This is a genomic window from Kaustia mangrovi, assembly GCF_015482775.1.
Taxonomy (GTDB): Bacteria; Pseudomonadota; Alphaproteobacteria; order Rhizobiales; family Im1; genus Kaustia; species Kaustia mangrovi.
The window spans coordinates 222,957-235,298 of record NZ_CP058214.1; the positions used below are offsets into that span (position 1 = coordinate 222,957).

Sequence of the window (12,342 nt, forward strand, 5' to 3'; positions counted from 1 at the left end):
CTGGCGCTTTCTCCGGAAACCGGGACGACACGGTAGGGGATGATACAGGCAAGGGAGGCTCCCGCGGTAGCGCCGATTGCGAGGGGCGCGCCCTTGCCAGATCGTCCGGCGTCTGAAATACCATTTAACCTGTGGAAGCCTGTCGAGTGGCGGGCCCTTGAGGCGACCGAGGGAGGACGAGCGATGAAGATGAGCGGGGAACAGCATCTTGCCGCATCTCGCGAGGAGGTCTGGCAGGCCCTGAACGATCCGGAGGTGCTCAAGGAGTGCATTCCCGGCTGCGAAAGCATCGAGAAGCTCTCCGATACCGAGATGGAGGCCGTCGCCAAGGTCAAGGTCGGCCCGGTCAGCTCGCGCTTCAAGGGCAAGGTCACCCTGTCGGATCTCGATCCGCCGAACGGCTACCGCATCTCGGGCGAGGGCTCGGGCGGCGCGGCCGGCTTCGCCAAGGGCGGCGCGGCGGTCAAGCTCGCCCAGGCCGACGACGGGGGAACGCTTCTTACCTACGACGTCGACGCCACTGTCGGCGGAAAGCTCGCCCAGATCGGCCAGCGGCTGATCGACGGCACGGCGCGCAAGATGGCCGACCAGTTCTTCTCCCGTTTCGCGGAAAAGGTCGGCCGCGCCGAGGCGCCCGCCGAAGCCGCGACGCCGCCGGAGGCCGAGCCCGCCGCGGCGCCCGCCGAGCCGGGCGGACAGGAGCCCGCGCCGATCGGCGGCATGAACCGCTGGATCGCGATCGCGGCGGCCGTCATCATCGCGTTGCTCATCGTCTATTTCATGAGGTCGTGAGCCGCCCCGCGGGAAGCGGGGGCAGGGCGGCGGCTGCCGTCATACGTCTCCCTTGACCGCCTGCGCGGAGTCACGCAACACTTTCGACTGGCTCTAAACCGACCGGGCGTTGCCCGTGCCTCTCAGGCGCGCCGGCCCGGCGGCAATTCTTGAAGTCAGTCCGGCGATGGCACCCCGGCGGCAAGGGAGGACGATGGATGCCTACAGTTTCCATGACAGTGAATGGCAGGGAGGTCTCGGCCGATGTCGAGGGCCGAACGCTTCTGGTCGAGTTCCTGCGCGACGAGCTCGGGCTGACCGGTACGCATGTCGGCTGCGACACCAGCCAGTGCGGGGCCTGTGTCGTCCATGTGGACGGGCGCGCGGTCAAATCGTGCACGACGCTCGCGCTGCAATGCGAGGGCGCGGACGTGACGACCATCGAGGGCGTGGCGACCAACGGCGCGCTGCATCCCATGCAGGAAGCCTTCCGCGAGCATCACGGCCTGCAATGCGGCTTCTGCACGCCGGGCATGATCATGACCGCGATCGACATGGTGGAGCGCCACAAGGGCGGCACGCTCGACGAGGCGACGATCCGCGAGGAGCTCGAGGGCAATATCTGCCGCTGCACGGGCTACCACAACATCGTCAAGGCTATCCAGTCGGCCGCAGAAAAGATGGCGTGACCAGCGCCCTAGAGGGAGGAGTTGAAGGATGAGTGAGACAGGCATCGGCAAGCGCCTGCCGCGGATGGAGGATCATCGCTTCATCACCGGCAAGGGGCGCTATACCGACGACATCAATCTGCCGCGCCAGACCTACGCCGCCTTCGTGCGCTCGCCGCACGCCCATGCGAAGATCAACGGCATCGACACCTCGCAGGCCGAGGGCGCCCCGGGCGTCGTCGCGGTGCTGACCGGCGAGGACGTCGCCGCCGACGGCATTGGCGGGCTGATCTGCGGCTGGATGATCCATTCCAAGGACGGCAGCCCCATGAAGGCGGGCCCGCATCCGATCCTCGCCCAGGGCAAGGTGCGCTATGTGGGCGACCATGTGGCCGTCGTGATCGCGGAGACGAAGGCGGAGGCCCAGGCCGCGGCCGAACTCGTCGAGGTCGACTACGACCCGCTTCCCGCCGTCGCGGAGACGGCGAAGGCCTCCGCCGACGGCGCGCCGCAGATCCATGACGAGGCGCCCGACAATACCGTCTTCGAGTGGTCGCTCGGCGACGAGGCCGCGGCGACGGAGGCCTTCGACAAGGCGAGCCACGTCACCACGCTGGAGCTCGTCAACAACCGGCTCATCCCCAACGCCATGGAGCCGCGCGCGGCCATCGGCGACTACGATTCCGGCTCCGACAGCTTCACGCTCTACACCACGAGCCAGAACCCACATGTCGCCCGCCTCGTGCTGTCGGCCTTCGTCGGCATCGCGCCGGAGCACAAGCTGCGCGTGATTGCGCCCGATGTCGGCGGCGGCTTCGGGTCGAAGATCTTCATCTATGCGGAGGAGACGGTCTGTGTGTGGGCCGCCAAGCGGGTTGGCCGCCCGGTCAAGTGGACCGGCGACCGCTCCGAGGCGTTCCTTGCCGACGCCCATGGCCGCGACCACGTGACCCATGCCGAGCTCGCCACGGACGGCGACGGCAGGATCACCGGCATGAGGGTGAAGACCATCGCCAATATGGGCGCCTATCTCTCCACCTTCGCCTCGTCGGTGCCGACCTATCTCTATGCCACGCTGCTTTCGGGTCAGTACGACATTCCCGCGATCTATTGCGAGGTCGATGCGGTCTATACCAACACCGCGCCGGTCGATGCCTATCGCGGCGCCGGGCGGCCGGAGGCGACCTATGTGGTGGAGCGGCTGGTGGAGACCGCCGCGCGCGAGCTCAACCTGTCTCCGGCGGAGTTCCGCAGGCGCAACTTCATTACCGAGTTCCCGCACCAGACGCCGGTCATCATGGCCTATGACGCCGGCGATTACGGGGCCTCGCTCGACAAGGCGCTGGAGCTTATCGACTACGATGGCTTCGAGAAACGCCGCCAGGAGTCCGAGCGCAACGGCAAGCTCAGGGGGCTCGGCTTCTCCAACTATATCGAGGCCTGCGGCATCGCACCGTCCCAGGCGGTGGGCTCGCTGGGCGCCGGCGTGGGGCTTTGGGAATCCGCGGAGGTCCGCGTCAATCCGACCGGCAATGTGGAAGTGCTCACCGGCTCCCACAGCCACGGGCAGGGGCACGAGACGACGTTTGCCCAGCTCGTCTCCGACCGGCTCGGCATTCCCGCCGACCAGGTCTCCGTCGTCCATGGCGATACCGACAAGGTGCAGTTCGGCATGGGGACATACGGCTCGCGCTCCGGCGCGGTCGGCATGTCGGCGATCTACAAGGCGCTCGACAAGGTGGAGGCCAAGGCCCGGAAGGTCGCCGCCCACGTCATGGAGGCGTCGGAGAGCGATATCGAGTTCAAGGACGGCCAGTTCTCCGTGAAGGGCACGGACAAGAAGATGGCGTTCGGCGAGGTCGCGCTTGCGGCCTATGTCGCCCACAAGTTCCCGACCGACGAGATCGAGCCGGGGCTGAAGGAGGGCGCCTTCTACGATCCGAAGAACTTCACCTTCCCGGCGGGTTGCCATATCTGCGAGGTGGAGATCGACGCCGACACCGGCGTGACCCGGATCGTCAACTGGGTCGCTGTCGACGATTTCGGCACTATCATCAACCCGATGATCGTGGAGGGCCAGGTCCATGGCGGCATTGCGCAAGGCGTCGGCCAGGCTCTGACGGAGGGCTGCCGTTACGACGCGGAATCGGGTCAGCTCGTCACCGGCTCCTACATGGACTACTGCATGCCGCGCGCCGACGACCTGCCGAGCTTCAATCTCGGCTTCACCGAGACGGCATGCCCGTCCAATCCGCTCGGCATGAAGGGCTGCGGCGAGGCGGGGGCCATCGCGGCGCCGGCGGCCGTCATCAACGCGCTCACCGACGCGCTCGGCGTGAAGGACATCCCCATGCCGGCAACCTCGGAGGTCGTCTGGCGGGTCATTCAGGAGAACAAGCCCCGCGTGGCTGCCGAATAGGCAGGCGGACCGGGCGATCATCGAAGGGAGAGACTTCCCATGCACGATTTCACCTATCACCGCCCCTCGAGCATAGACGAGGCCGTGAAGGTCCTCGGATCGGCCGAGGACGGCGCTCTCCTGTCGGGCGGACAGACGCTGATTCCGACGCTCAAGCAGGGCCTTGCCATGCCGAGCGACGTGGTCGATCTGTCCGGGCTCGGCAATGCGGGCATCACGGTGTCGGGTTCCACGGTCACGATCAAGGCGGGCACCTGCCATGCCGATGTGGCGGCATCCGCGGAGCTCAAGGGCGCCATTCCCGCGCTCGCCGAGCTGGCGGAAGGGATCGGCGACCCGCAGGTGCGCAATCGCGGCACCATTGGCGGTTCCATCGCCAACAACGATCCGGCCGCCGACTATCCTGCCGCCTGCCTGGGCCTCGGCGCGACGATCCGGACCAACAGCCGCGAGATCGCGGCCGACGATTTCTTCGTCGACATGTTCGAGACGGCGCTCGAGCCGGGCGAGATCGTCACCGAGATCGTCTTTCCGGTGCCGGCGAAGGCGGGCTATGCGAAGTTCCCGAACCCGGCCTCCCGCTACGCGCTTGTCGGCGTGTTCGTGGCGGAAACCGGCGGCGGCGTGCGCGTGGCCGTGACGGGCGCCGGCCCGTGCGTCTTCCGGTCGGGCGAGCTCGAGAGCGCGCTCTCGGGCGGTTTGTCGGAGGGGGCGCTGGACGGGATCAGCCTCACGGCGGACAACCTCAATGGCGATATCCATGCGAGCCCCGAATACCGGGCCCATCTCATCGCGGTGATGGCGCGCCGCGCGGTCGCGCACGCCAACGGGAACGGGTGAGACGCATCTGCCATATGCATCGATACCGTCCCGGGACTCGGTCCGGGGACGGTGTCGGCGGTCTTATGGGGCAGACATCCCATGATCGTCATGCCCGGGCCTGACCCGGGCATCCATACGGCCTTTCCATCTGGCGCGGCGTCCGCATGGATTGCCGCGGACAAGCCCCGGGGACGGCGCAAGCTGCGTTTGGGGTCGCACCGTGACGTCCTTGCGTTTGCGGAGGCCGCCTCCTTTTGCGGATCGCCTGCCGGCATCCTATATGCACAACCGGACCCTACAAGCCGAGCCCTTGCATGATGCGTGATCTTCCCGCCTCCATCGACGACACCGTCGATCTCCTCAATTCGGCCCGCTATGTCGCCGACAGGGCTCTTGCCACCGTCGTCTTCCTGTCCTTGCGGATGGGCCGGCCCCTGTTCCTGGAGGGCGAGGCCGGTGTCGGCAAGACGGAGATCGCGAAGGTGCTCGCGGATGCGCTCGGGCGCCGCCTGATCCGGCTTCAGTGCTACGAGGGGCTCGACGTCGCCTCCGCCGTCTATGAATGGAACTATCCCGCACAGATGGTCGAGATCCGTCTGGCGGAGGCCTCCGGCGATATCGACCGGGAGCGAATGACCAGCGACATCTTCTCCGAGCGCTTCCTCATCAAGCGGCCGCTGCTCCAGGCGCTGGAGGCGCCGGACGGCCTTGCGCCGGTGCTCCTGATCGACGAGCTCGACCGCACCGACGAGGCCTTCGAGGCCTTCCTTCTGGAGGTCCTGTCCGACTTCCAGGTCACCGTGCCGGAGCTCGAGACCATCGTGGCGGAGCACCCGCCCATCGTCATCATCACGTCGAACCGCACGCGCGAGGTCCACGATGCGCTCAAGCGGCGCTGCCTCTATCACTGGGTCGGCTATCCCGACACCGCGCGCGAGCTCGCCATCGTGGAGGCCCGCGCGCCGGAGGCGGCGGGCGATCTGGCCCAGGAGGTCGTGGCCTTCGTCCAGGCGCTGCGTGGCGAGGATCTCTTCAAGCGCCCGGGTGTCGCGGAGACGCTCGACTGGGTGAGCGCGCTCCACGAGCTCGACCGCGTCGCGCTCGACCCGGCCACGATCAACGACACGCTTGGCGTGCTCCTCAAATATCAGGACGACATCGCCCGCATGGAGGGTTCGGAGGCCCAGAGGCTCCTGAGCCAGATCCAGGCGGAGATCAAGGCCGAAGCGAACCGGTGATGACCGCCAGTCCCATGAGCCCGCAAGGTCCGGCCGGCCCCGACGACGAGGGCGGGCGCCTTGCGGAGAACATCGTGCATTTCGCGCGCCTCCTGCGCGAGGCGGGCCTGTCGGTGGGCCCGGGCCAGATCCTCGATGCGCTTCAGGCCGCCCGTGCAGGCTGCCTGAGGGGGCGGGAGGACTTCTACTGGGCGCTCCATTCGGTCTTCGTGACCGCGCGCGATCAGCATCCGGTGTTCGATCAGGCCTTCAAGGCCTTCTGGCGCCAGCCGCGCATGCTGGAACAGCTCATGGCGCTGATGCTGCCGGAGATCGCGATCAAGGCGAACCCCCCGAAGAAGCGCTCCGGCGAGCGCCGCCTCGGCGAGGCGATGTTCGACGAGGCCAATGCGCCCAAGCGCGAGCAGCAACAGGAGGTGGAACTCGACGCCAGCTTCTCCTTCTCCGCCGACGAACTCTTGAGGCGCAAGGATTTCGAGCAGATGAGCGTCGAGGAGCAGGCGGAGGCGCGGGCCGCCATCGCCAGGCTCCGGCTCGACCGGGTGGAGGTTCCCACACGCCGCTTCACGCCCTCCCATGCCGGCACGCGCGTCGATCTGAGGCGGACCATGCGATCGAGCCTGCGTTCGGGCGGCAATCTCATCGATCTCCAGTGGCGCGCGCGCCAGACCCGCGAGCCGCCGCTCGTGGTGCTGTGCGACATTTCCGGCTCGATGTCGGGCTATACGCGCATGTTCCTCCATTTCCTGCACGCGCTGACCAACGACCGCGACCGCGTTCAGGTCTTCCTGTTCGGCACGCGGCTCACCAACATCACCCGGCAGCTGGAACGCCGCGATGTGGACGAGGCGCTCGACGCGGTCTCCGAGACCGTGGAGGACTGGTCGGGCGGCACGCGGATCGGCCATTGCCTGAGGGAGTTCAACTATCTCTGGGCCAGGCGCGTGCTCACCCAGGGCGCCCATGTCCTGATCATTACCGACGGCCTCGACCGGGAGGATGCGGGCGATCTGGAGCTCGAGATGGCGCGGCTCAAGCGCGCCGCGCGCCGCGTCGTCTGGCTCAACCCGCTCCTGCGGTTCGACGGCTTCGAGGCCCGCGCGCGCGGCATCCGCACCATGCTTCCCCATGTGGACGAGTTCCGGCCGGTCCACAATCTGGAAAGCCTTGAAGATCTGGCCTCCGCGCTCTCATATTCCAGGAAGGCCGAATACGACCCGAGACGCTGGCTGGAGAAGGCCCGCGCGGCGTGAGGCCTGGATCGAACGATCTTGAATCGGGCTCGATTCAAGGTCGATAATTCGATCTGTTTCAATAGGTTGGAGCAACTTATGTGCATCCAATTGGACGCACGTTGCTCCAACGGTTCAGGACAGGAGGGCGGCGAATGAGTGCACCGGATCCATCGGTTCTCGATCAGGCGGCAGGTTGGCTCGACGAGGGCCGCACGGTGGCGCTCGCCACGGTCATCGAGACCTGGGGCTCCGCGCCCCAGCCCGTGGGCAGCCAGCTCGCCATCGATTCGCAAGGCAATTTCGAGGGCTCGGTCTCCGGCGGCTGCGTGGAGGGCGCCGTGGTGACCGTGGCGCTCGACGTCATGGAGAGCGGCGCCCCGCGCGTGCTGGAATTCGGCGTTGCCGACGAGACGGCGTGGGAGGTGGGCCTTGCCTGCGGCGGGCGCATCCGCATCTATGTCGAGCCGCTCGGCGGAGAGGCCTGATGGACCGCGCGACGCTGGACAGCCTCGTCGAGGCCCGCAAAAACCGCCGCGCCGTGGCGCTCGTGACCGATCTCGCCACGGGCCGGCAGGAACTCGTGGCGCGCGAGGCGGTGAACGGCGTGGCCTATGCCGACCGGCTCGCGGAGGCCTTCCGCTTCGACCGGTCCGGCGTGCTCGCCACCGACGAGGGCGAGCTGTTCCTCAACATCTTCAACCCGCCGCTCACCCTGGTTGTGGTCGGCGCGGTGCATATCGCCCAGACCCTCATCCCCATGGCGCGGCTCGCCGGCTACGACGTGACGGTGATCGACCCGCGCGGCGCCTTCGCATCACAGGAGCGCTTCCCGGACGTGACGCTCCATGCGGACTGGCCCGACGAGGTCTTGCCGGGCCTCGCGCTCGACGCCCGCTCGGCCATGGTGGCGCTGACCCACGATCCCAAGATCGACGATCCGGCCCTCACGGCGGCGGTGAACAGCGACTGCTTCTATATCGGCGCGCTGGGGTCGAGGAAAACCCATGCGCGCCGGGTCGAGCGGCTCAAGGACTCGGGCCTGAGCGAAGAGCGGATCGGCCGGATCCATGCGCCCATCGGGCTGTCCATCGGCGCGCGCGGGCCCGCCGAGATCGCCGTCTCGATCATGGCGGAACTGACTCAGACGCTCCGCCAGGGAGATGGTTGAGCCATGATGTTCGGCAAAATCCCGGTGCCGGATGCGGAGGGCGCGATCCTCGCCCATTCCGTCCGGTTGCCGCGGGGAAGCTTCAAGAAGGGGCGGGTGCTATCGGCCGACGACATCGCGACGCTGGCGGAGAGCGGCATCGAGCGTGTCTTCGCCGCCCGCCTGGCCGCCGGTGACGTGCCCGAGGACGAGGCGGCGGGCGAGCTTGCCTCAGCGATTGCCGGACACCATGCCGAAGCCGCTGAGCCCTTCACGGGCCGCGCCAACGTCTATGCCGGGTCGGCCGGCGTCGCCGTCGTCGATGTCGACCGTGTGCGGCGCATCAACAGACTTCACGAGAGCCTGACGCTCGCCACCGTCGGTGCCTTCGAGACGGTCGAGCCGCGCCAGATGCTGGCGACCGTCAAGATCATTCCCTTCGCGACGCCGCGCGCTGTGCTCGACGAGGCGCTCGCCATCGCGCACGAGGGCGGTCCGCTCGTCTCCGTCGCCGCCTACGAGGCGCACAAGGCCGGCCTCGTCGTGACCCGTCTGCCCCAGACGAAGGAGCAGGTGATCGAGAAGAGCATCGAGGCCGTTCGCGCGCGGCTGGCCGCGGCGGGAAGCACGCTCGGCGGCCACCGTGTCGTGGGTCACGATATTGCGGAGGTGGCGGATGCCGCCCGTTCGCTCGCGGAGGAGGGCTGCGCGCCGATCCTGCTTTTCGGCGCGTCCGCCATCGTCGACCGTGGCGACGTCGTCCCGGCGGGGCTCGAGGCCGCCGGCGGCGAGGTCGTCCATCTCGGCATGCCGGTGGATCCCGGAAACCTCATGATGCTCGGACGCCTCGGGAAGGTGCCCGTCATCGGCGTGCCGAGCTGTGCCCGCTCGCCCAAGGTCAACGGCTTCGACTGGGTCCTGCAGCGCGTGCTCGCGGGGCTTGAGGTCGCGCCGGCCGATATCATGGATATGGGTGCTGGCGGATTGCTGAAGGAGATCCCCTCGCGCCCGACCCCGCGCGAGGGCCAGGCCGGCGAGGGCGTGCCGAAGATCCCGTCCGTCGCCGCCATCGTGCTCGCCGCGGGGCGCTCGACGCGCTGGGGGGCGGACAACAAGCTCCTGAAGGAGATCGCCGGCAAGCCCATGGTGCGCCATGCCGTGGAGACCGCCCTTCAAAGCAAGGCCGGGCCGGTGATCGTGGTCACCGGTCACGAGGCGGATGCGGTGCGCTCCGCGCTCGACGGTCTCGATGTGCGCGTCGTCCACAATCGCGACTATCGCGAGGGGCTGAGCACGTCGCTTAAGGCGGGCATCGCGGCGGTGCCGGAGACGGCGAATGCGGCCATCGTCTGCCTCGGCGACATGCCGCTCGTCGCGCCGCGCCATATCGACCGGCTGATCGCGGCCTTCAACCCCGCGGAGGGACGCGCCATCTGCGTTCCCGTCCTCAGCGGCAAGCGCGGCAATCCCGTCCTGTGGGGCGCGGATTTCTTCGCCGACATGGCGGCACTCACCGGCGATATCGGCGCAAAACACCTCATGAGCCGCTACAGCGACGTCATCTGCGAGGTCGAGATCGGCGAGACCGCGATCTTCACCGACATCGACACCCCCGACGCGGCCTCCGCCCTGAAGGATGCAGGCTGACGGCCGGCCGGACCGGACGTCACATCAGCCCGAGGCCGCGGAAGCTCGCATGGCCGTCGCGGCCGACGATGATGTGGTCGTGGACGACGAGCCCGAGGTTTTCCGCGGCCTCCACGATGCGCTTCGTCATCTCGATATCGGCGTGGGAAGGCGTCGGGTCGCCGCTCGGGTGATTGTGGATGAGGATCAGGGATGAGGCGGCGAGCTCGAGCGCGCGCTTGACGACCTCGCGCGGATAGATGGGCGTGTGGTCGATCGTGCCTTCCTGCTGGACCTCGTCCGCGATGAGCCGGTTCTTGCGGTCGAGGAACAGGATCCGCACATGCTCCTTGTCGCGATAGGCCATGGCCGCCCGGCAATACTCGATGACGGCGGTCCATGAATCGAGGAGCTGGCGGTTGAGCACGCCGCCCTGGATGAGCTTCAGCGAGGCGGCGTGGACCAGCTTGATCTCGGTGATTACGGACTCGCCCGCACCCTTCACCTCCCTCAGTCGCTCGGGTGCTGCGGACATGACGTCGGCGAAGCTGCCGAACCGGGCAAGCAGGGCCTTGGCGAGTGGCTTGGTGTCGCGCCGGGGCAGGGCACGGAACAGGACGAGCTCGAGCAGCTCATAATCCCCCAGCGCGTCCCCGCCGCTCTTGCGGAAACGTTCGCGCAGGCGTTCGCGATGTCCCAGATAGTGCGGCTGCTGCTGCCGGCTGTCTTCGAGCCCCCGGTCCACGCCCCCTCCCGTCGCGCTTACGAGCCGATTGTGTAGGGGGGATGATGCAGCCCTTTCGGAGAATATGTAAAGACCTCGCAACCCTCCTCGGTCACACCCACGGCGTGCTCGAACTGGGCCGACAGCGACCGGTCGCGCGTCACCGCGGTCCAGCCGTCGGACAGGATCTTCACATGGGGGCGGCCGAGATTGATCATCGGTTCGATGGTGAACAGCATTCCGGGCTTGAGCTCGATGCCCTCGCCGGGCCGGCCGTAATGCAGGATGTTGGGCGTGTCGTGGAACAGGCGCCCGAGACCGTGGCCGCAGAAATCCCGCACCACGCTGCAGCGTTCGGCTTCGGCATGGGACTGGATGGCATGCCCGATATCGCCGGTATGGGCGCCGGGCTTCACCGCCGCGATGCCGCGCATGAGGCATTCATGGGTCACCTCGATGAGCCGCTCCGCCTTGCGCGGGATCTCGCCTACCGGATACATGCGGCTGGAATCGCCGTACCAGCCATCGACGATGAGCGTGATGTCGATATTGGCGATGTCGCCTTCCTTGAGCACGCGCTCGCCGGGAATGCCGTGGCAGACGACGTGATTGATCGAGATGCAGCTCGAGGCGCCGTAGCCGCGATAATTGAGGGTCGCGGGGATCGCGCCGTTATCCATGGCGAACTCGAAGATCGTCTTGTCGAGGTCGCCCGTCACGACGCCCGGCTTCACGGCCTGCGCCATGAGGTCGAGGGCGGCGGCGGTGAGCTGCCCGGCCTTGTGCATGGCCTCGAAGGCGTCCGCGTCGTAGAGCTTGATGGCGCCGGTATTGCTCAGGGGCGCCTCTGCCGCATCGACATAGGTGGTCATCGCGTCTGTTCCATTCTGTCCTTGGTCTGGGGCCGGCCCGTCCCGCAGGGCGCGCCGGTCCGGTATCCGTGCGGTCAGCCGCCGCATTCCTCGACGAGTGGCAGGCTGCGGTCGAGCACGATCTCGTCGCATGTCAGTCTACAGCAATAGACCAGCGCTTCAACGCCGGCCCCTCGCGCCACCTCGAAGGCCTCCGCGTAGGCCGGATCGATGTCGCGGGCAAGCCCGAACCGATCCGCGTCGTCGCGCTGGACAAGGAACATCATCACCGCCCGCGCGCCGTCGCCGGCCATGTCGGCGAGCTCCGCCAGGTGCTTGGCTCCGCGCCTGGTGACCGAATCGGGAAACTCCGCAAGGCCCGGCCGGCGCAGGAGGTGGACGTTCTTCACCTCCACGTAGCAGGGCGCGCGGCCATCGCCCTCCAGCAGGATATCGATCCGGCTGTTGCGGCCATAGCGGACCTCCCGGCGAAGGCTGCCATAGCCGTCGAGCTCGGGGATCGCGCCGGCCTCGATGGCCTCCGCGACAATGCCGTTGGGATGCGCCGTGTTGATGCCGATCCGTACCGGCTTCCCGTCGATCTCCAGATCGAGGAGCTGCCAGGAATAGGCCAGCTTGCGCGCCGGATCGTCGCTCCGGGTCAGCCATACCGTCGCACCCGGCGCGTTCAGCCCCATCATCGAGCCCGGATTGGCGCAGTGCGCCGTGACCGTCTCGCCGCCGTCGAGTTCGACATCGGCGAGGAAGCGCTTGTAGCGGCGGATCAGGCGGCCGCGCACGAGGGGCGAGGGGAATTTCATGTCGGGAAGGTAGGGCCGGC

The 12,342-nt window shown here is 67.7% G+C and carries 11 protein-coding genes and 1 pseudogene; 9 read left to right on the forward strand and 3 right to left on the reverse strand.

Annotated features, from left to right (window positions below):
* Window positions 1-183: 183 nt before the first annotated feature.
* From HW532_RS01105 to HW532_RS01145, 9 genes and pseudogenes are all read left to right on the forward strand, one after another.
* Window positions 184-618 (forward strand): annotated as a pseudogene (locus tag HW532_RS01105) (SRPBCC family protein); the annotation flags it as partial.
* A gap of 371 nt (window positions 619-989) precedes the next feature.
* Window positions 990-1,460, forward strand: coding sequence for a (2Fe-2S)-binding protein (locus HW532_RS01110; RefSeq protein ID WP_213162673.1), 471 nt, complete (start codon window positions 990-992; stop codon window positions 1,458-1,460).
* A gap of 28 nt (window positions 1,461-1,488) precedes the next feature.
* Window positions 1,489-3,858: a xanthine dehydrogenase family protein molybdopterin-binding subunit gene (locus HW532_RS01115; RefSeq protein ID WP_213162674.1), complete on the forward strand. Its 2,370-nt coding sequence runs from the start codon at window positions 1,489-1,491 to the stop codon at window positions 3,856-3,858.
* 39 nt (window positions 3,859-3,897) lie between these two features.
* The gene (locus tag HW532_RS01120) at window positions 3,898-4,698 is read left to right on the forward strand and encodes an FAD binding domain-containing protein (protein ID WP_213162675.1); all 801 of its coding nucleotides are present in this window, start codon (window positions 3,898-3,900) and stop codon (window positions 4,696-4,698) included.
* 296 nt (window positions 4,699-4,994) lie between these two features.
* Window positions 4,995-5,918 (forward strand): AAA family ATPase, encoded by a 924-nt coding sequence (locus HW532_RS01125; RefSeq protein ID WP_246479420.1) that lies wholly within the window; start codon window positions 4,995-4,997, stop codon window positions 5,916-5,918.
* Complete coding sequence (locus HW532_RS01130; protein ID WP_213162676.1) at window positions 5,918-7,171, forward strand: vWA domain-containing protein; 1,254 nt, start codon at window positions 5,918-5,920, stop codon at window positions 7,169-7,171. The genes HW532_RS01125 and HW532_RS01130 overlap by 1 nt, the downstream gene beginning before the upstream one ends.
* A 134-nt stretch (window positions 7,172-7,305) precedes the next feature.
* Window positions 7,306-7,638: an XdhC family protein gene (locus HW532_RS01135; RefSeq protein WP_213162677.1), complete on the forward strand. Its 333-nt coding sequence runs from the start codon at window positions 7,306-7,308 to the stop codon at window positions 7,636-7,638.
* On the forward strand, window positions 7,638-8,321 hold the full coding sequence (locus HW532_RS01140; protein WP_213162678.1) for an XdhC family protein: 684 nt from the start codon (window positions 7,638-7,640) through the stop codon (window positions 8,319-8,321). The genes HW532_RS01135 and HW532_RS01140 overlap by 1 nt, the downstream gene beginning before the upstream one ends.
* 3 nt (window positions 8,322-8,324) lie before the next feature.
* On the forward strand, window positions 8,325-9,947 hold the full coding sequence (locus tag HW532_RS01145; protein WP_213162679.1) for an NTP transferase domain-containing protein: 1,623 nt from the start codon (window positions 8,325-8,327) through the stop codon (window positions 9,945-9,947).
* Between the two features lie 19 nt (window positions 9,948-9,966).
* Here the strand turns inward: HW532_RS01145 and radC are convergent, their stop codons facing one another.
* The 3 genes from radC to sfsA form a co-directional block, all read right to left on the reverse strand.
* Window positions 9,967-10,671: a RadC family protein gene (radC, locus tag HW532_RS01150; protein WP_213162680.1), complete on the reverse strand. Its 705-nt coding sequence runs from the start codon at window positions 10,669-10,671 to the stop codon at window positions 9,967-9,969.
* Between the two features lie 17 nt (window positions 10,672-10,688).
* Window positions 10,689-11,522 (reverse strand): type I methionyl aminopeptidase, encoded by an 834-nt coding sequence (gene map / locus HW532_RS01155; protein WP_213162681.1) that lies wholly within the window; start codon window positions 11,520-11,522, stop codon window positions 10,689-10,691.
* A gap of 74 nt (window positions 11,523-11,596) precedes the next feature.
* Window positions 11,597-12,322: a DNA/RNA nuclease SfsA gene (gene sfsA, locus HW532_RS01160; protein ID WP_213162682.1), complete on the reverse strand. Its 726-nt coding sequence runs from the start codon at window positions 12,320-12,322 to the stop codon at window positions 11,597-11,599.
* Window positions 12,323-12,342: the final 20 nt, after the last annotated feature.

Bases quoted from the DNA above. Each gene is read 5' to 3' on its own strand.
- HW532_RS01110 (WP_213162673.1), top strand. From the start codon at position 990: ATGCCTACAGTTTCCATGACAGTGAATGGCAGGGAGGTCTCGGCCGAT.
- HW532_RS01115 (WP_213162674.1), top strand. From the start codon at position 1,489: ATGAGTGAGACAGGCATCGGCAAGCGCCTGCCGCGGATGGAGGATCAT.
- HW532_RS01120 (WP_213162675.1), top strand. From the start codon at position 3,898: ATGCACGATTTCACCTATCACCGCCCCTCGAGCATAGACGAGGCCGTG.
- HW532_RS01125 (WP_246479420.1), top strand. From the start codon at position 4,995: ATGATGCGTGATCTTCCCGCCTCCATCGACGACACCGTCGATCTCCTC.
- HW532_RS01130 (WP_213162676.1), top strand. From the start codon at position 5,918: ATGACCGCCAGTCCCATGAGCCCGCAAGGTCCGGCCGGCCCCGACGAC.
- HW532_RS01135 (WP_213162677.1), top strand. From the start codon at position 7,306: ATGAGTGCACCGGATCCATCGGTTCTCGATCAGGCGGCAGGTTGGCTC.
- HW532_RS01140 (WP_213162678.1), top strand. From the start codon at position 7,638: ATGGACCGCGCGACGCTGGACAGCCTCGTCGAGGCCCGCAAAAACCGC.
- HW532_RS01145 (WP_213162679.1), top strand. From the start codon at position 8,325: ATGATGTTCGGCAAAATCCCGGTGCCGGATGCGGAGGGCGCGATCCTC.
- map (WP_213162681.1), bottom strand. From the start codon at position 11,522: ATGACCACCTATGTCGATGCGGCAGAGGCGCCCCTGAGCAATACCGGC.
- sfsA (WP_213162682.1), bottom strand. From the start codon at position 12,322: ATGAAATTCCCCTCGCCCCTCGTGCGCGGCCGCCTGATCCGCCGCTAC.